Here is an 18,662-nt window from a genome sequence, read left to right as displayed (position 1 = left end):
GAGTGTTTATAGAGTGACAATTCAATGGTTTCCAGGCCACATGGCTAAAGCGCGTCGTGAGGTTGCGGAAAAATTAAAATTAGTAGATATTGTGTACGAAATTGTCGATGCACGATTGCCAATTTCCAGTCGAAACCCAATGTTAGATTCAGTTATCCAACAAAAGCCAAGATTGGTTTTATTAAATAAAGGTGATTTAGCTGATCCAGTACAATCGAAAGAGTGGCAATCTTACTTTGAAAGTCAGGGCTTGTATTGTATGACAATTAATGCTAGTCAAGGTAAAGGCGTAAATAAAATTATCATTAAATCAAAAGAAATACTGGCTGAAAAAATTGAGCGTCAAAAAGCTCGCGGAATTAAGCCTCGTGCGATTCGAGCAATGTGTATCGGTATTCCGAATGTTGGGAAATCAACTTTATTAAATCGTTTGGCAAAAAAAAATATGGCACGTACGGGCAATACACCTGGTGTGACAAAAGGGCAACAATGGCTAAAATCAGGTGGTGATTTAGAACTACTTGATACCCCAGGGATTCTTTGGCCCAAATTTGATGATGAACTTATTGGTAAAAAATTAGCTTTAACTGGTGCCATTAAAGATACGTTGCTACATATGGATGATTTGGCGCTATTCGGTTTAAGTTTCTTTCAAGAGCATTATCCAAACCAATTGGCAGAACGGTATAAATTTACGAATGACGAGTTACAGCTAGCCCCGGTAGATTTACTGTTATTAATTTCAGAACGTCGTGGGTTTCAAGAGGATTATGAACGTGCCAGTAAAATGGTAGTCACAGAAATTCGTGATGGTCGTTTAGGACGCTATACACTGGACCACGTATCAGAGGTCGAGGTTTAGTATGAGTAAAGAGACTGTTCAGGAAATCAAAAAGCAGTTAGAGATTGTGACAACCTTGCAAGATGATTTGTTGAGACATTATCAGCAAGATGACCGTAAAGGTGTACAGAATGCGATTAAAGCGACTATCAGACGTTTAGAAAAGCAAGAAGCACTCAGACAACATTTTGATGACATGTCTGTATTTGAAAATAAAGCTCGAATGGAGGGCTACCAAGTGATTGCTGGTATTGACGAAGTTGGGCGTGGTCCACTTGCAGGCCCAGTTGTCGCTTGTGCGATTGTTTTACCAATGAATTTTGATTTAATTGAAGTCAATGATTCAAAACAATTAAGTGGGAAAAAGCGTGATGAATTGTATGATAAAATTTTATCAGTTGCTTTGGCAGTAGGAATTGGCATGAAGGATGAGCACGTTATTGACCGTGTGAATATCTATGAAGCAACAAAATTGGCAATGTTAGAAGCCGTTGATAACCTTAGCTTGACACCAGATAAATTGTTAATTGATGCAATGACTTTACCGGTGCCGATTAGTCAAGAAAAGATTATTAAAGGTGATGCACGGAGTTTGTCGATTGCTTGTGCGAGTATCGTAGCTAAAGTTACGCGTGACCGAATGATGGCTGCCTATGATGAACAGTATCCAGGTTATGGTTTTGCTAAAAATGCTGGTTATGGAACGAAAGAACATTTAGATGGCTTAAATCAACTTGGTATTTGTCCAATTCACCGGCAATCTTTTGCTCCAATTAAAGACATGATTTAAAAATAACTCTCTTTAATTACTTATCTTTAAGTTAAGAATAAGTAGCTAAGGAGAGTTTTTATGTTTGATAGTCAGTTTTTTATTTTTCGTTTGAAGCATTTAAAAGGTATAGGGAACCAAGGCTTATTACGGATTTTAGCTTATTACTTAGAACACCCGAATGATGTATTTTTTTGTCAACGTTTTAGTCAAATTGGACAAGTTAAACCACAACATTTAGAGCGTTTTCAATTATCTTATCAGAAAGTTTTCACAGAATTATCTTATGATTTTTACCAAGAATTTTTAAGGAAATATAAGATGATTACTATTTTATCTCATGACTATCCGCTGGAGTTAACGACTATTTTTAATCCGCCAATTGCGTTATTTTATTGTGGGGATATATCGCTAGTAAAAAAGACGAAATTAGCAATGATTGGTACGCGTAAAGGAACAGAGTTTGGGAAAAAGATGGTTGATCAATTAATGCCAAGTTTAGTGGGAAATGAAGTAGTCATTGTCAGTGGTTTAGCTAAAGGTAATGATACTGCTGCTCACCAAGCATGTATTCGTCATGGCGGTCGGACAATAGGGGTGATTGGTTGTGGGCTTGATCGATACTATCCAAAAGAAAATGAGCGTTTACAACAGTTTATGATGAAAAAACAACTTGTACTAACGGAGTATTTACCTGGAACACCACCGAACGCGTATCACTTTCCAAGTCGTAATCGGATTATTGCAGGACTCTCACGTGGTATTTGTGTCATTGAGGCCAAGGAAAAGAGTGGCACATGGATTACAGCTAAAATCGGATTAGAAGAAGGACGTGATATTTTTGCGGTACCTGGTACCCCTTTAGCTGAAAACTCTGAAGGGTGTTTGAAGTTAATTCAAGAAGGGGCAAAATGCGTCATTACGGCTCAAGATATTTTAGAAGAATGGCAAGATATTAAATAACTTTCTTGACAAATGACTATTTAATAGACTAAGATTGTTTACGATTGTTGAACAAAAATAATTTATTATTATAATAGTAGAAAAGAAAGGGATTATCTTATGAGTTATAAATATTTAGTCATTGTTGAATCCCTAGCAAAAGCCAAAACAATTGAAAAGTATTTAGGCCGAAATTATAAAGTGGTTGCAAGTGTCGGTCATATTAGAGACTTACCAAAAAGTAAAATGGGTATCGATTTTGAAAATCATTATGATCCACAATATATTAATATTCGTGGTAAAGGCCCTGTTATTAAAGAGTTAAAAAAGTATGCTAAAAAAGCTGAAAAAGTTTATCTCGCAGCCGATCCGGATAGGGAAGGTGAAGCCATTGCTTGGCACCTAGCCCACATTTTAGATTTGGATTTAGCTGATAAAAATCGTGTGGTTTTCAATGAAATTACAAAAGATGCAGTTAAACAAGCGTTTAAAGAACCACGTGCCATTAACATTGATTTAGTTGATGCACAACAAACGCGTCGGATTCTCGATCGTTTGGTTGGTTACTCAATTAGCCCATTATTATGGAAAAAAGTGAAAAAAGGTTTGAGTGCTGGTCGGGTTCAATCGGTAGCTTTAAAAATTATTGTTGACCGTGAAGAAGAGATTAGAAAATTTAAGCCAGAAGAATATTGGAGTATTGCAGGTAATTTTGTTAAAGGACGTAAGAAATTTAAAGCAAATTTTTATGGTGTTGATGGTAAAAAAACCAAATTACACACAGCTGAAGATGTGAAAGAAATTACTGCCCGTTTAACTGGTCGTGATTATGACATCACTAAAATTACGAAAAAAGAACGCAAACGTAATCCCTCTGTACCATTTACAACGAGTAGTATGCAACAAGAGGCTGCTCGTAAATTAAATTTTAGAACGCGTAAAACTATGATGGCAGCTCAACAGTTATATGAGGGAATTAAGCTTGGTAAAGGTGAAGGGACAGTTGGTCTGATTACTTACATGCGTACAGATTCGACTCGCTTGTCTGAAACCGCAGTGACAGAAGCTCATCAGTTTATTACAGAAACATATGGTTCTGATTATGTGGCTAACCATCCGAAAAAAGGCAAGAATGCCAAAGGGGCACAAGATGCACATGAGGCGATTCGACCATCAAGTATTTTGCGTACGCCTGATTCAGTTAAAGAATTTTTAGATAAAGATCAATTTAAGTTATATTCTTTGATTTGGTCACGAACAGTAGCAAGTCAAATGTCACCAGCTATTTTAGATACGATGCGCGTTGATTTAGAACAAAATGGCGTGAAGTTTGTCGCTAATGGCTCGAAAATTAAATTTCCTGGTTTTATGAAAGTGTACATTGAAGGCAATGATGAAGGTAAGGAAGAAAAAGAAAATATCTTACCTGATCTAGAAGAAGGTGAACAAGTTAAATCAGCGGATATCGAGCCAAAACAACATTTCACTCAGCCACCAGCTCGTTTTAGTGAAGCAACTCTCATTAAAACGTTAGAAGAAAATGGCGTGGGACGTCCATCAACATATGCGCCAACTCTCGAGACTATTCAAAGACGCTATTATGTTAAATTAAATGCGCGTCGCTTTGAGCCTACTGAATTAGGTGAAATTGTGAATGGATTGATGTGTGAATTCTTCCCACAAATTGTTGATACGAATTTTACAGCAGAGATGGAAAAAGATTTAGACAATATTGCGATTGCTAAAGAAAAATGGGTAGACGTAGTCGACCGTTTTTATCAACCTTTTGAAAAAGTCTTAACCGAAGCAGAAGTTAACATGGAGAAAATACAAATCAAAGATGAACCAGCAGGCTTTGATTGTGAACTCTGTGGCCATCCGATGGTGATAAAATTAGGACGTTATGGTAAATTTTACGCTTGTAGTAATTTTCCCGAGTGTCGTAACACTAAAGCCATCGTGAAAAAGATTGGTGTGACTTGTCCTGAATGTAAAAAAGGTGACGTTATTGAGAAAAAGACCAAGAAAAATCGGATTTTTTATGGTTGTGATCGTTATCCTGAGTGTGAGTTTACTTCATGGGATAAACCAGTTGGACGTGATTGTCCGAAGTGCCATCATTACCTAGTTGAGAAAAAGGCTAAAGGCAGTCTACAAATTCAGTGTAGTAACTGTGATTATAAGGAAACACAACAAAAATAAAAATGTAGCAATTTAAGCAAAATTGTGTATAATTTATAAGTATTAAGGACTAAAAACAGCTTTGTTTTCAGTCCTTTTTCATTCAGACAATAAATTGAGAAAGAGGTTTATGATTATGCCTGAACAAAAAGTAACGGTCATCGGTGCTGGACTTGCCGGTAGTGAAGCCGCATGGCAAGCAGCTGAACAAGGAGTAAAAGTGGATTTGTACGAAATGCGTGCAATAAAAAAAACACCAGCTCATCATACGGATAAATTTGCTGAGTTAGTTTGTACTAATTCTTTACGTGCAAACGGTATTACTAATGCCGCAGGTCTACTAAAAGAAGAGATGCGTCAATATGACTCAATTATTATTGAAGCAGCTGATGCCACTCAAGTACCCGCTGGTGGAGCATTAGCAGTTGACCGAGAAACATTTTCTCAATATGTCACTGATAAAGTAAGCAATCATCCAAATATTACAGTACATCATGAAGAAATTACAGAAATTCCTGCTGAAGGGATTACAGTTATTGCAACCGGACCATTAACAAGTGAGCCGTTGGCTGAGAGTATTAAAGAATTTACAGAATCTGATGGACTGTACTTCTATGATGCGGCAGCCCCGATTATTGAAAAATCAACTATTGATATGGATAAGGTTTATTTGAAATCACGCTATAATAAAGGTGAAGCGGCCTATCTTAACTGCCCGATGACGAAAGAGGAGTTTTATGCTTTTCGTGAAGAGCTAATTAATGCTGAAGTGGCACCTTTAAAAGCCTTTGAAAAGGAGAAATTCTTTGAAGGATGCATGCCAATCGAAGTAATGGCTAATCGTGGTGAGAAAACGATGACATTTGGACCGTTAAAACCAGTTGGTCTAGAAGATCCTAAAACGGGTAAACGTCCGTATGCGGTCGTTCAACTTCGTCAAGATGATGCAGCAGCATCTCTTTACAATATTGTTGGTTTCCAAACGCATTTAAAATGGGGCGAGCAAAAACGTATTATTCGCATGATTCCAGGTTTAGAGAATGCTGAAATTGTCCGTTATGGTGTGATGCATCGAAATACTTTTATGAATTCACCAGAATTATTAGAGCCAACGTATCAATCAAGAAAAAATAGTCAATTATTTTTTGCTGGTCAAATGACTGGTGTTGAAGGATATGTAGAAAGTGCAGCTAGCGGGATTGTCGCTGGAAATAACGCAGCACGTTTGGCGAAAGGGTTAGACCCAGTTGTTTTACCGGTTGAAACGGCGATTGGTGGCATGGCTCATTACATAACGCACACATCAGGAAAACATTTCCAACCGATGAATGTAAACTTTGGTTTATTCCCAGAATTACCAGAGCGTATCCGTGATAAGAAAGCTCGTTATACGGCTATTGCTGAGCGTGCTTTAGAAGAAACAAGATATGCTGTGAGAGATATTAAATAGAAAAATAATGGTGGGATTTGCTTTTTAGCAAATTCCAACCATTATTTTTTCGTATCTTCAGATAACAGAATAGCTCGTGTTGGACAGTGGCGATAAGCCTCAAGGATATCAGCTGGTATCGTTTGTTTTGTACCAGGAATAGTTAGTGATAAGGCATCTGTTTCTTTAAATTTAACAATTCCGTTGTCATAATAGTCAAAGCGCTCAGGTGCCTTGATTTGGCAGAGTCCACACGCAATACATTTTTCTGGTATAATTTGACATAACATAGATAAAAACTCCTTTTTGTGAGGTGATAAAAATGAAATACTTTATTCTTTCATGTTTTAAACATGGTTATACAGTTCGATATAGTACATTGTATCATTTATTAACTGGGAAAAAAACTGCTTCTGTCTTGGTCTACGGCTATTTTTACGCTGTACTAGATTACTTTAAGTTGTTTCCTAAGTTAGATGAGTCACAATTTAATCAATATATTATGGAATTGAGTCGAAATCAATTGTTGCAACTAAATGAACAGCATGTCACCATTACGCCTAAAGGTCTTGATCTGTTAACATCATCTGGGTATAAACAGTTGGAACTATCTCATTTATCTAGTCTTACTTATCACCGTCTAGATAATCGATTTTGGCAACGCTTAGTGTTAACAACACAAGTCTATTCCGAACAAGCTTATGGTCATACCATGTATTTACCAGTTGAGACTAGCCCTTTTCGTCTGGTTGTTTTTAAAAAATGGTATCAGAGCCAAAATAAAATGACAGCTATCGCCTTTCGAGATGAGTTAGTTTCATTAATGTCAACTATTGGCGAACTTGAAAGCTATATTTTAGTTAGTCAATTTTCAGGTCACAAGCACACTGGTCAGACCATGACTCAATTAGCGAGTGAATTAGAAACGACTCAATTAGCAGTATATTTAGAATTTAAAAATCGGCTACATCAATTATTAACGCTGATTACTAAAAATCAGATAAACTTTCCTGTACTGACAAATATATTAACAGATGAAGCTAGTTATTTGCCAGTTGATACTGTGGATAAAACAGCTGAAATTTATCAGCGAACGCAATCGTTGTCTGACATTGCAAAAATTAGAGGGCTGAGAGAGAGTACAATCAGTGATCACTTAATTGAACTAGCGATTTCTTCCAATCAAGAGAGCGATATCTTGAAAATTTACCCGTTTGGTCATTTAGATGAGCTAAATCATTTTTCAAAAGAGACGGTTGTTGATTGTCGAAACTGGGACTATCAACAACTTCGACAAAAAATTAATGGATTAAGTTTTAATGAATTTCGCTTGTATCAAATAAAACAAATTAAAGAAGGAAAATATGGTGAATAACTTAGAGCAATTATTATATGAAAAATATGGCTTTACCAGCTTTAAACCCGGTCAGGAAGAAACAATTAAAGCGGCTTTAGCTGGTGAGAATACGCTCGCAGTTTTACCAACTGGAACGGGTAAATCCTTGATCTACCAATTTACAAGTGATTGTCTAGCGGGACAAACAATCATTGTTTCGCCACTTATTTCTCTAATGGAAGATCAGGTTAATCAGCTACGTCAACTTGGTGAAAAGTCAGTCGTAGCGATTAATAGTCAATTAAGTTTTTTTGAAAAAAATTTTGTGTTATCACATATTTCAGACTATAAGTATATCTTTTTAAGCCCTGAAACTTTAGTGCAAGAGACAGTAATTCAACATTTAAAAACTTGTCATATTTCGTTGTTTGTTGTCGATGAAGCACATTGTATTTCACAATGGGGGAATGATTTCCGCCCCGATTACTTGCATCTTTACCATATTATTCAAGAACTACAAGAACCACTTGTAATGGGACTGACAGCAACAGCAACCGAAACAGTTTTAGAGGATATCTCTAAACAATTATTTAAACATCGTCCATATAAACTTATTCAATTATCAGTTGATCGTCCGAACATTTACTATTCAGTGATATCAGTGGAGGATAAACTAGACTATTTAACGAATTTTCTATCGACTCATGATGCCCCAGGTATTATCTATTTTTCGAGTAAAAAAGAGGCTGAAAAAATTGCTGCTGCTCTAAATCAGGTCTGTCCCTTTCAAGTAGCAGCGTACCACGGTGGCATGAGTCCCCATGACCGCATTAATTTACAACAACAATTTATTAATGACGATATTCGAGTGCTATGTGCAACGAACGCTTTTGGGATGGGAATCAACAAAACTAATATTCGTTTTGTGATACATTATCACTTGCCGGATAGTCTTGAAAACTATACTCAAGAGGTCGGGCGTGCAGGACGGGATGGTAAACAAAGTGTGGCTATTTTACTTTACAATGCGGGTGATGAACGACTACATTTATTTTTACAAGATGAAACATATCATCAAAAAGCAGATTTATTATTTTTAAAAAATAAAACGGATAGTGAGTTAGAACAATATCTACCGCAGTTAAATGATTTACAAGTTAAATGGTACAATCAATTGAAAAAAAATAATTGGGATTGGGAAACATTTGATGCCTATTTAGCATTAAAAAAACACCAACAATCGTATCGCTTATATGATATTTTACAATTTATCACCGGACAAACCTGTCGAAGGAAAAGTTTGTTGACATATTTCAATCAAGTTGATAAATATGATATAATTATTCCGTGTTGTGATATATGTCAAGCGAAAATGCCAACTATTAACTATCACCAACCTATAAAAGAGGATCAGGGACTAACTAATTCTAAAGAAATACTGAAAAAACTATTTTTGTTGTAAAAATATAAGGCATATTTATTTTAAATATGATAAAATGACTAAAGATGTGTCTAGGAGGTATAATTGTGGATAAAAATAATAAAGATACAGAAAAGAAAGATCAAAAAAACGAGCAAGAACCTTGGGAACAGCCAATATACGATGACGATGATGAAGCGTCACGTGCAAACCGCCGAACAAAGGGTGAAGGTCGCAATTGGTACATGATCACGTTAATTACGCTACTGTTTTTGGTTGTTATTGTGACAACTTTTGCTATTCTCTATTGGAATGTTAATGCAAAAATGAACACGAAAAAACCAGAAGTTGAAAGTTCAATGGTTGTTAAAAAAGAATCAAGCACATCGGAATCAAGTACAGAATCATCATCAACAACTGAGTCGACATCAAGTAGTACTACGAGCTCAAGTACAACTACAACACCTTCAACAACTGAAACATCAAGTACTTTTGCTGATGTTGAACGTCCTGTTGATCAAGCACAACAACAAAATAATGGACAAGCTAATACAACAAGCCCTAATGCTAATGCGGCGACTGGTAGCGAAGTTATTGTAGGACAAGGTGGTAATGTTAATTTATATCGTATTGCAATTAATAACGGTATGACTGTAGATGAGTTACTTCAATTAAATCCGGGAGTAAATCCACAAGCATTACAAGATGGACAAGCAATTCGGATTAAATAGTAAAAGTCGTCGTATGACGACTTTTTAATTTAAAGTTAAAGGTGTTTAATTATATGAAAAAAACTGTTCAAATAGCTATTGATGGGCCAGCCTCGGCAGGAAAGAGTACTGTAGCAAAAATTTTAGCAAAGCAGCTTGGGTTTGTTTATTGTGATACGGGAGCTATGTATCGTTCTTTAACACTTGCTGCGCTACAAAAGGAAATTCCTTTAGAGGATGAAGAAGCTTTATTAAATCTACTCAATCATTTAGAGATTACATTTAAACAACTCGCTGATGGTCAACATGTCTATTTAAATGATGAAGACGTAACGTTAGCGATTCGAAGCATTGAAGTCACGAAATCTGTCTCTGAAGTATCTGCTTTTAAGCAAATTCGTGAAGAAATGGTTAAAAGACAAAAAACGTTCTCACTATCTGATAGCATTATAATGGATGGTCGTGATATTGGAACAGTTGTTTTGCCAAATGCAGATTTAAAAATTTTTCTTGTCGCAAGCGTTGAGGAACGAGCAGAAAGACGTTTTAAAGAAAATCAAGCTAAAGGGATTCCGGCAGATTTTGACGAAATAAAAAAAGATATCGCTTGGCGAGACAACTACGATTCAACAAGAAAAAATTCACCACTTGTTCAAGCTAAAGACGCGGTTTTACTTGATACAACAGGTTTAAGTATCAACGATGTGGTGAATAAAATATTAGATTTAGCGAAAGATCTGATTTAAATCAAGAAAAGAACATTTTTTGCTAGTAAAGTACGATTATTTTAGGTAAAATGAATTGAGTAGTATAAGTAACCGTTGTCTAGGAGGATGGAAAGAAAATGACAGAAAAAATGAATGATATGTTAGATGCTATGGAGAGTGTACAGGAAGTGAAAGTCGGTGATTCTGTACAAGGTGAAGTGCTTTCTATTGATGATAACAAACAAGTTATCGTTGGTATTTTAGGTGCTGGAGTTGAAGGTGTAGTTCCACTTAAAGAACTTTCAACAATTCCAGTCGATAAAGTAACCGATATTGTATCTATTGGTGATGTTATGGATTTAGTAGTTATCTCTGAAATCGGTAAAGACAAAGAAAATGGTAGCTACTTATTATCTAAACGTCGTGTGGATGCAAAAAAAGTTTGGGAAGATATTGAAGCATCTTACGAAAAAAAATGAATTAATTAAAGCAACTGTCACAAATGTTGTTAAAGGTGGTTTAGTTGTTGACGCTGGCGTTCGAGGTTTTATTCCAGCATCAATGGTGGCTGATCACTTTGTATCAGACTTTTCTGGTTATAAAGGTGAAGAGTTAATCTGTAAAATTATTGAAATCGAGCCGTCTGAAAATCGCCTGATTCTATCTCGTCGTGCAGTTTTAGAAACTGAAAAAAATCGTTTGAAAGATGAAGTTTTCGCAACAATTCAAGCGGGAGATATTATTGAAGGTGTTGTCGCTCGTTTAACAGACTTTGGCGCATTTGTTGATCTAGGTGGCGTTGATGGACTAGTTCACGTCTCTGAAATTTCTTATGAGCACGTTGGCAAGCCTGAAGATGTCTTAGCAGTTGGTGATAAAGTATCAGTTAAAGTATTGTCTGTTGATCCTGAGGCTGGTCGTGTGTCATTATCAATTAAAGAAACACAAGCTGGACCATGGGATGACATCGAAACAAAAGCAGCAGTTGGTTCTATCTTGACAGGTGTTGTTAAACGTCTAACGTCATTTGGTGCGTTTGTTGAAGTATTCCCTGGCGTTGAAGGACTTGTACATATTTCGCAAATTTCACACAAACATATTGCGACACCTCATGAAGTATTACAAGAAGGTCAAACAGTTGAAGTTAAAGTGTTAGACGTTAATGAAGAAAGTAAACGAATTGGTCTTAGTATCAAAGCTCTTGAAGAAAAAGAAGAACCTGAAGTGGAAGAAGAGTATCAAATGCCTGAAGAATCAACAGGATTTACTTTAGGTGATGTATTAGGACATTCTTTAGAAGATAAATAAAACGATTAAACTTGTCTAAGTTACTACTTAGACAAGTTTTTTTATAAGATTCATTTGATTTTCATGAAATTCTAGTCAGCTAGTTGTAATATTGAAATCAATCTTTTATAGTGAATAGGTGAACTATATGGAAGTGAGGAATATAAATGAAACCATCAATTTATAATTTAACCCAACAAGAACTGGCTGACTGGTTAGTAAAAAACGGTGAGAAAAAATTTCGAGTCACGCAATTATGGGACTGGCTATATGTTAAACGCGTGCAGGCTTTTACAGAAATGACTAACCTATCTAAAGAATTGATTCGTCGCTTAACAGAGGAATTCAGCGTAAATCCTTTACAAGAGGTTGTTGCTCAAGAATCTTCAGATGGTACAGTTAAATACCTGTTCGAACTGGAAGATAAGCATATGATTGAAACTGTTTTAATGCGTCATCAATATGGTTTGTCTGTTTGTGTAACGACACAGATTGGCTGTAATATTGGCTGTACATTTTGTGCAAGTGGTTTACTGAAAAAACAACGTAATTTAACGACTGGTGAAATTGTGGCTCAAATTATGCAAGTCCAACATTACTTAGATGAAAAATCACAAAATGAACGGGTTAGTCACATAGTGGTCATGGGAATAGGTGAACCTTTTGATAACTATGATGCTGTAATGAATTTTTTATATATTATGAATGATCCAAAAGGCTTAGCAATTGGGGCCAGACATATGACAGTTTCGACCAGTGGTATTGTACCAAAAATTAAACAGTTTGCTGATAATGGATTGCAGGTTAATCTGGCAATTTCATTACATGCTCCTAATAATGACGTTCGAACAGCGATTATGCGGATTAATAAAGCTTATCCATTGGAAAAATTGATGGATGCTGTTGATTATTATTTAGCTAAAACGAATCGACGTATTACATTTGAATATATCATGTTATCACATGTTAATGATCGTATAGAACACGCACGTGAATTAGCACAATTACTGCATAATAAGAAAAAATTAGTCTATGTTAATTTAATTCCTTATAATCCAGTTGATGAGCATGATAATTATCAGCGAAGTCAATCAGATGATATTTTGGCTTTTTATCAAGAATTGAAACGACATGGAATCAACTGTGTAATTCGTCAAGAACATGGTACTGATATTGATGCTGCTTGTGGTCAGCTAAGAAGTAAACAAATGAAAAAAATGAAGTAGTGATTTATAAGTTGTGATAATTGACTAGCTTTAATTCCTTTGATATAGTCAGTGCATTAAACTTTTTGAAAAGGAGTATGCACAAATGACAAAAATAAAAATTGGTATTGCAGCCAATGAGATTAACGATTCTGGTAAGACACTACATCATTTACCAATTAGTTATATTCCTGCCGGTTATGTAAAAGGCGTTCAATTAAGTGGTGGCTTACCATTTTTGTTACCCATTTCGCATCCTGATGATGCGAAAGCTTATGTCGAGCAGATTGATAAATTAATTATGACTGGTGGACAAAATATTAATCCAATGTTTTATGGCGAAACGCCGATTTTTGATCACACATTAATGAATACAGCACGTGACGAATTTGAGCTAGCACTGATTAATGAAGCTATTCGTCAAAAGAAACCAATTTTTGCCGTTTGTCGTGGAATGCAGTTATTAAATGTCGCACTTGGTGGAACTTTGTATCAAGATATTAGTCAGGATGAAGTAATTAAGCACATGCAGGCACCCCTTGAACGACACATTTTGACACATCCTGTTGATGTTGTGCCTGATAGTTTGTTAGCTAATGTCTATGGTTAAAAAACGATGGTCAATTCATTTCATTTTCAAGCATTAAAAATAGTAGCAGATGAATTGCGTGTTACTGCAACTAGTGAGGATGGAATGGTCGAAGGGGTCGAAGCACGTCATTCGGACTGTCGATGGATTGGCGTCCAGTGGCATCCTGATTTTGCTTTTGATGTTGAGAAAAAAGAGCTTGCTATGTTTGATTTTGTCGTTAATAACTTGTGAAATTTTAATTTAGGTATTTTTTATCTAAATTATTATTGACATTTTAAAAAATATTTCATAGAATGAATTTATAGAAATTCGTACAGATAGCACATTTTGTGCCGAGATAGAGGCGAGGTTTATCTAATTAGATAAATGTCGTCTCTTTGTTTGTCGTAAGGAGGAAAAACTATGTCAGAAAAAAAATTTCACGTTAACCTAGCTGTATTAGCAACGGGGATGATGGCTTTTGCAGGAGTTTTAATTGAAACAGCAATGAATGTTACCTTTCCAACGTTGATGGATCAGTTTCAAATTAGCACATCGCAAGTGCAATGGGTGACGACAATCTATTTATTAATGATTTCAATTGTTGTTCCGTTATCATCATTTTTAATTAAAAATTTTAGTAAGCGCCAATTATTTATAGTATCTAGTCTGTTTTTTATCTTAGGTGTTTTAGTTAACGCTTACTCAGTTAATTTTTCGATGTTACTTTTAGGTAGAATTTTACAAGGGGTTGCTACAGGGATTGCATTACCTCTAATGTTTAACATTATTTTAACTCGTGTCCCACTTGAAAAGCGTGGCATGATGATTGGTATTGGAAATTTGACGACGTCAATTGCACCTGCAATGGGTCCAACGTATGGTGGGATTTTAACAACACAGCTTGATTGGACTTACATTTATAAGTTTCTAATTCCAATTTTGATTGTATCGACTATTATTGGTTTATATGCTATTCCTAAAGAACCAGTTAGTAAAACAGATAAAATTAATGGTTCAGCAGTGTTGTATCTTTCTGTGATGTTTACTGGCCTATTATGCTTCTTTAGTTATGCAACATCAATTATTGGGTGGGTTGCGTTAGCAATTGGTATTATTGGGGCCATTCTTTTCTATCAATCCAATAAATTAAAAACATTACTTAATCTAGTTGTTTTTAAAAATAAAATTTTTACTATTTATTTAATTTCTTTTTTAGTTTATCAAGGATTGTTACTAGGGGTATCATTTATTTTACCTAATTTCATTCAAATTGTAGGTGATGTTCCTGCATCTGAAGCTGGAATGATGATGTTTCCAGGTGCTTTGGTAGGTGCTCTGTTTGCACCAGTTTCAGGTAAAATATTAGATAAAATTGGTTTTAAAAAACCAATAGGATTAGGGTGTTCGTTAGCAATCATCGGTTGGTCATTATTAATTGCCATTATTCACACTGCAAGTGTTCCACTAATTATTTTATCTCATGTTATCTTTATGATAGGTGTCGGCTTGTCTTATAGTAATGTTATGACAGTTGGTCTTTCTTCAATTACAAAAGAGTTACAAAATGATGGTAATGCTATTTTTAGTACACTACAACAATTTATGGGTGCTGTTGCAACATCGTTTGTGGCAATTATTGTCGGTATCTTTCAAAGTACGGCTACAAACAAAGTCATTGGAACAAGTCAAGGATCCATTGTCGCTTTAATTTGTTTATTAGTTTTACTTGTTATTAGCTCGCTATTTGTGCTAAAAACATTTAAAAACTTAACTTAATTTATATTTAAAATGAACGACTCATTAGTTAAATTCAGACATCTCAAACAAAGCAGCTATCTTATTTTTAGGTTAGCTGCTTTGTCAACTGTTTACTATTATTTTTATCTAAATCTAAGATTTTACTCATAATCTATCTTAATATTGGCAAAATTTAGGAAGAATAGTGTAAACTGAAAGGGTTGAATTTGATTGGAGGGGTCTATATGGAAAATAAAAAAACAATGTTGTATTTAGCTATTATGAATTTATTTTTAGTTTTTTTAGGTGTCGGCTTGATTGTACCAGTATTACCGATGCTACAAAAAGAGATGGGGCTGACCGGAACCACTATGGGCGCCTTGGTGGCAGTGCTAGCTTTTTCTCAATTACTTGCTTCACCTATCGCAGGTTATATATCAGATAAATTTGGTCGTAAAAAATTGATTGTTGCAGGGATGTTCGTTTTTGCTCTTTCTGAAGTTATTTTTGGTTTAGGGCAAAATGTTGCGTGGCTATATTTTTCGCGTTTTTTAGGCGGAATTGCAGCAGCATTAATTATGCCGTCGGTTACAGCTTATGTGGCTGATATTACGACACTAGAGGAACGTCCTAAAGCAATGGGACTAGTATCCGCTGCGATTAGTGGTGGTTTTATCATAGGACCTGGTCTGGGTGGCTTTATTGCTCATTTTGGCATTCGTGTACCTTTCTTTGTAGCCGGATTTTTAGCTGTTTTAGGTGGTTTAATGGCAATGTTTGTTCTTAAAGAGTATGAGAAGAAAATTGTTCGTGATCATACAACACCTAAGGGTTCATTTATGGAAACGTTAAAAAATCCAATCTTTGCATTTCCGTTTGTCATTATTTTAATTTCAAGTTTTGGATTACAAGCATTTGAGTCAATTTATAGTGTGATGGCATCGATTAACTTTGGCTTTTCAACTGCAGAGATAGCTATGTTAATAACGGTTAGTGGTGTACTAGCCTTGATTTTTCAGTTAGCTTTCTTTGATCCAATCGTTCGTAAAATTGGTGAAGTTGGTTTAATTCGTATTTCTTTCCTAGCTAGTGCTATTTTTATTGGTGTTATAGCAGTCAATCATAATAAATGGGTCGTGGCTGTTAGTACATTCGTTGTATTTTTAGCGTTTGATATGCTACGTCCAGCAATTACGACCTATTTATCACGTCATGCTGGAGATAACCAGGGAACAATTAATGGCTTAAACTCAACATTTACAAGTTTTGGTAATATTCTTGGACCAATGGCTTCTGGGATTTTATTTGATATTAATCATTTCTATCCATATTATGTTTCTGCATTGATTTTATTATTTACAACAATGCTATCAATGTTTTGGAAAAAAACAACCAATTAATTTTTTGGAATTTTTTATATCAACGGGTGCTAGATAAAACAGAATTGTTTTATCTAGCCTTTTTATCACAGTCATATTAGATTGGGAGGTACTAGCTAAGATGTTTAAAAAAATTACGCTTACTGAATTATCGGATATTTATCTGACTTTTATGGTCAATGACTTTCCAGCAGATGAGTTGAAGCCGCTTGCTTTAATTCAAAAATTAATGAAACAAGGCAGGTATGCATGTTATATTTTAGAAAAAGAAAACGAGTGTCTAGGCTACGCATGTTTTGTTTGGCAAGATGAAAAATTCAAGTTACTTGATTATTTTGCGGTTAATCCAAAATATCGAGGACAAGGTATTGGGAGTCAGATGATTACTTGGATGAAAGACCAACGCATTGCAGATACGATTATTTTGGAGTGTGAAGATCCGATTGTGGCTACAACTACCGAGGAAAAATCTATCAGAGAGCGACGACTAGATTTTTATTTTAAAAATGGAGCCATTAAAACATCTCTACAGTATAATTTATTAGGTGTCGAGTTTGTTATTTTGACATTGACCATTCAAGCAAGACCGGATTTTGATTTGAATCACTATTTAATTTCTTTATATCACATGATAAATCCTAAATTATTAAGTGAATTATGATATACTAAACAATCGAGAGGATGATGAAGATGGAAGAATTATTAGGGAATGTGTGGCAAGGTCTTATTACTGATGAGAATGACACGCATTATTTTGTTCAAAAAAATGGGATGACATTTAGTTTGGACAAAACAGAAGAAGAACAATTTGCAATTGGTGATATGGTTGAAGGTTTTGGGTATCGAAATCAGCAAGATACTTTAAAATTCACAACGAAGTTACCTCATGTCAGAAAAGGTGTTTTTGGATTTGCAAAAGTGGTTGCTACTAGAAAAGATTTAGGTGCCTTTGTTGATATTGGCTTACCGGATAAAGAGGTAGTTTTATCGATTGATGAGCTACCAACAATGAAAGAGCTTTGGCCTAAGAAAGGCGATCACGTATTAGTTATGTTAACTGTTGATGACAAGTCACGTCTATGGGTCACTTTAGCTGATGACAAACAATTTTTAGCTATGTCACGTCCAGCGACGGCTGAAGCAATGCATAATAAAGATGTTCGAGGCATTGTTTATCGTCTAAAATTGGTAGGAACTTATTTTATTACGAGTGACTATTACATTGGCTTCATTCACCCGTCTGAGCGTTTTGTTGAACCGCGTTTGGGCGAGGAAGTGGCTGGACGAGTAATTGGTGTTCGTCCAGATGGTGTGTTAAATGTATCGTTAAAACCACGTGCGCACGAAGTGATTTCGTCTGATGCTGAAATGATTCTGACTTTCTTAAAACGGTCACCAGAGCATAAAATAAAATTTACGGATAAGTCATCACCAGAAGATATTAAACAAATGTTCGCAATTAGTAAAGGCCAATTTAAACGAGCTTTGGGCAATTTATTGAAAAATGGTTTAATTAAACAAGATGATGAGTATACCTATTTAATTGAATCAGTGGATTCTTCAGAAGAGTAGTTGATTTTACTGGGGCAATAAATTATAATTAGTCTAAATGAAGTCTGTGAATGCTACTTCTATATTATAATAAGTTTAAAAAGGAGAGCGTTAAGTGGTGGAGCAAACATTAACTGCTTTAAATAAAGTCAAAAAAAAACTACATGAAGCAAATTATAAGTTAACGCCTCAACGTGAAGCGACTGTGCTGGTTTTGTTAGAAAATGAAAAAGACCATTTGTCTGCTGAAGAAATCTATATGTTAGTTAAATTAAAAACGCCTGATATTGGGTTAGCGACAGTTTATCGGACATTAGAAATGTTGACTGATTTAAATATTTTGAATAAAGTAAATTTTGATGACGGATTATCACGGTATGATATGCGAAAAGATGGTGCCAAACATTTTCATCATCATCTATTATGTGTCGAATGTGGTGCAATTGAAGAAATTGAAGAGGATTTATTGGATGATGTTGAAAAAATTGTGGAGCGTGATTACCGATTTAAGGTTACAGATCATCGTTTAACGTTTCATGGAATTTGTTATCATTGTCAAGTAAGTAAAAATTAAATAAAGGCTTGCCGAATGAA

General features: G+C 35.2%; 16 protein-coding genes and 2 pseudogenes. 17 read left to right on the top strand and 1 reads right to left on the bottom strand.

Features of this window, described 5'->3' with window-relative positions:
* Positions 1 to 13 precede the first annotated feature (13 nt).
* The 5 genes from ylqF (at position 14) to trmFO (ending at position 6,183) form a co-directional block, all read left to right on the top strand.
* Entirely contained in the window at positions 14 to 862 is an 849-nt protein-coding gene (gene ylqF / locus BW732_RS01185) for a ribosome biogenesis GTPase YlqF (protein ID WP_077275070.1), read from the top strand.
* Position 863: 1 nt separating this feature from the next.
* The gene (locus BW732_RS01180) at positions 864 to 1,631 is read left to right on the top strand and encodes a ribonuclease HII (RefSeq protein WP_077275069.1); all 768 of its coding nucleotides are present in this window, start codon (positions 864 to 866) and stop codon (positions 1,629 to 1,631) included.
* A gap of 60 nt (positions 1,632 to 1,691) precedes the next feature.
* Positions 1,692 to 2,573 (top strand): DNA-processing protein DprA, encoded by an 882-nt coding sequence (gene dprA / locus BW732_RS01175; RefSeq protein ID WP_077275068.1) that lies wholly within the window; start codon positions 1,692 to 1,694, stop codon positions 2,571 to 2,573.
* A 99-nt stretch (positions 2,574 to 2,672) separates the two neighbouring features.
* Positions 2,673 to 4,754, top strand: a complete 2,082-nt coding sequence (gene topA / locus BW732_RS01170) for a type I DNA topoisomerase (RefSeq protein ID WP_077275067.1) — start codon at positions 2,673 to 2,675, stop codon at positions 4,752 to 4,754.
* Between the two features lie 115 nt (positions 4,755 to 4,869).
* On the top strand, positions 4,870 to 6,183 hold the full coding sequence (trmFO, locus tag BW732_RS01165) for an FADH(2)-oxidizing methylenetetrahydrofolate--tRNA-(uracil(54)-C(5))-methyltransferase TrmFO (protein WP_077275066.1): 1,314 nt from the start codon (positions 4,870 to 4,872) through the stop codon (positions 6,181 to 6,183).
* A 41-nt stretch (positions 6,184 to 6,224) separates the two neighbouring features.
* On the opposite strand, the gene BW732_RS01160 is transcribed toward trmFO, so the two are convergent.
* Entirely contained in the window at positions 6,225 to 6,452 is a 228-nt protein-coding gene (locus BW732_RS01160; RefSeq protein ID WP_077275065.1) for a ferredoxin, read from the bottom strand.
* Positions 6,453 to 6,484: 32 nt separating this feature from the next.
* Here BW732_RS01160 and BW732_RS01155 point away from each other — a divergent pair, with 32 nt between their 5' ends.
* The 12 genes and pseudogenes from BW732_RS01155 to fur all read left to right on the top strand — a co-directional run bounded on the left by BW732_RS01155 (position 6,485) and on the right by fur (position 18,642).
* The gene (locus tag BW732_RS01155) at positions 6,485 to 7,537 is read left to right on the top strand and encodes a YpbB family protein (RefSeq protein WP_077275064.1); all 1,053 of its coding nucleotides are present in this window, start codon (positions 6,485 to 6,487) and stop codon (positions 7,535 to 7,537) included.
* A complete protein-coding gene (locus BW732_RS01150; RefSeq protein ID WP_077275063.1) occupies positions 7,527 to 8,960 on the top strand; it encodes a RecQ family ATP-dependent DNA helicase in 1,434 nt (477 codons plus the stop codon). The genes BW732_RS01155 and BW732_RS01150 overlap by 11 nt, the downstream gene beginning before the upstream one ends.
* Before the next feature lie 65 nt (positions 8,961 to 9,025).
* A complete protein-coding gene (locus BW732_RS01145; protein ID WP_077275062.1) occupies positions 9,026 to 9,649 on the top strand; it encodes a LysM peptidoglycan-binding domain-containing protein in 624 nt (207 codons plus the stop codon).
* Between the two features lie 53 nt (positions 9,650 to 9,702).
* On the top strand, positions 9,703 to 10,374 hold the full coding sequence (gene cmk / locus BW732_RS01140; protein WP_077275061.1) for a (d)CMP kinase: 672 nt from the start codon (positions 9,703 to 9,705) through the stop codon (positions 10,372 to 10,374).
* A 98-nt stretch (positions 10,375 to 10,472) separates the two neighbouring features.
* Positions 10,473 to 11,643 (top strand): annotated as a pseudogene (gene rpsA, locus BW732_RS01135) (30S ribosomal protein S1).
* Positions 11,644 to 11,789: 146 nt separating this feature from the next.
* On the top strand, positions 11,790 to 12,848 hold the full coding sequence (gene rlmN / locus BW732_RS01130; protein WP_077275060.1) for a dual-specificity RNA methyltransferase RlmN: 1,059 nt from the start codon (positions 11,790 to 11,792) through the stop codon (positions 12,846 to 12,848).
* 85 nt (positions 12,849 to 12,933) lie between these two features.
* Positions 12,934 to 13,650, top strand: a pseudogene (locus BW732_RS01125) (gamma-glutamyl-gamma-aminobutyrate hydrolase family protein).
* A gap of 171 nt (positions 13,651 to 13,821) precedes the next feature.
* Positions 13,822 to 15,177, top strand: a complete 1,356-nt coding sequence (locus tag BW732_RS01120; protein WP_077275059.1) for an MFS transporter — start codon at positions 13,822 to 13,824, stop codon at positions 15,175 to 15,177.
* A gap of 206 nt (positions 15,178 to 15,383) precedes the next feature.
* Positions 15,384 to 16,538: an MFS transporter gene (locus tag BW732_RS01115; RefSeq protein ID WP_077275058.1), complete on the top strand. Its 1,155-nt coding sequence runs from the start codon at positions 15,384 to 15,386 to the stop codon at positions 16,536 to 16,538.
* 100 nt (positions 16,539 to 16,638) lie between these two features.
* Positions 16,639 to 17,178: a GNAT family N-acetyltransferase gene (locus BW732_RS01110; protein WP_077275057.1), complete on the top strand. Its 540-nt coding sequence runs from the start codon at positions 16,639 to 16,641 to the stop codon at positions 17,176 to 17,178.
* A 29-nt stretch (positions 17,179 to 17,207) separates the two neighbouring features.
* Positions 17,208 to 18,089, top strand: coding sequence for a CvfB family protein (locus tag BW732_RS01105; RefSeq protein WP_077275056.1), 882 nt, complete (start codon positions 17,208 to 17,210; stop codon positions 18,087 to 18,089).
* Between the two features lie 97 nt (positions 18,090 to 18,186).
* Positions 18,187 to 18,642: a ferric iron uptake transcriptional regulator gene (gene fur / locus BW732_RS01100; protein ID WP_077276837.1), complete on the top strand. Its 456-nt coding sequence runs from the start codon at positions 18,187 to 18,189 to the stop codon at positions 18,640 to 18,642.
* Positions 18,643 to 18,662: the final 20 nt, after the last annotated feature.

This window comes from Vagococcus penaei, assembly GCF_001998885.1.
GTDB classification, from domain to species: Bacteria; Bacillota; Bacilli; order Lactobacillales; family Vagococcaceae; genus Vagococcus; species Vagococcus penaei.
This window is presented reverse-complemented; position numbering and strand designations above follow the sequence as displayed.

What these genes read in the sequence shown, in the direction of transcription:
- BW732_RS01180 (WP_077275069.1), top strand. Translation starts at nt 864, where the DNA reads ATGAGTAAAGAGACTGTTCAGGAAATCAAAAAGCAGTTAGAGATTGTG.
- dprA (WP_077275068.1), top strand. Translation starts at nt 1,692, where the DNA reads ATGTTTGATAGTCAGTTTTTTATTTTTCGTTTGAAGCATTTAAAAGGT.
- topA (WP_077275067.1), top strand. Translation starts at nt 2,673, where the DNA reads ATGAGTTATAAATATTTAGTCATTGTTGAATCCCTAGCAAAAGCCAAA.
- trmFO (WP_077275066.1), top strand. Translation starts at nt 4,870, where the DNA reads ATGCCTGAACAAAAAGTAACGGTCATCGGTGCTGGACTTGCCGGTAGT.
- BW732_RS01160 (WP_077275065.1), bottom strand. Translation starts at nt 6,452, where the DNA reads ATGTTATGTCAAATTATACCAGAAAAATGTATTGCGTGTGGACTCTGC.
- BW732_RS01155 (WP_077275064.1), top strand. Translation starts at nt 6,485, where the DNA reads ATGAAATACTTTATTCTTTCATGTTTTAAACATGGTTATACAGTTCGA.
- BW732_RS01150 (WP_077275063.1), top strand. Translation starts at nt 7,527, where the DNA reads ATGGTGAATAACTTAGAGCAATTATTATATGAAAAATATGGCTTTACC.
- cmk (WP_077275061.1), top strand. Translation starts at nt 9,703, where the DNA reads ATGAAAAAAACTGTTCAAATAGCTATTGATGGGCCAGCCTCGGCAGGA.
- rlmN (WP_077275060.1), top strand. Translation starts at nt 11,790, where the DNA reads ATGAAACCATCAATTTATAATTTAACCCAACAAGAACTGGCTGACTGG.
- BW732_RS01120 (WP_077275059.1), top strand. Translation starts at nt 13,822, where the DNA reads ATGTCAGAAAAAAAATTTCACGTTAACCTAGCTGTATTAGCAACGGGG.
- BW732_RS01115 (WP_077275058.1), top strand. Translation starts at nt 15,384, where the DNA reads ATGGAAAATAAAAAAACAATGTTGTATTTAGCTATTATGAATTTATTT.
- BW732_RS01110 (WP_077275057.1), top strand. Translation starts at nt 16,639, where the DNA reads ATGTTTAAAAAAATTACGCTTACTGAATTATCGGATATTTATCTGACT.
- BW732_RS01105 (WP_077275056.1), top strand. Translation starts at nt 17,208, where the DNA reads ATGGAAGAATTATTAGGGAATGTGTGGCAAGGTCTTATTACTGATGAG.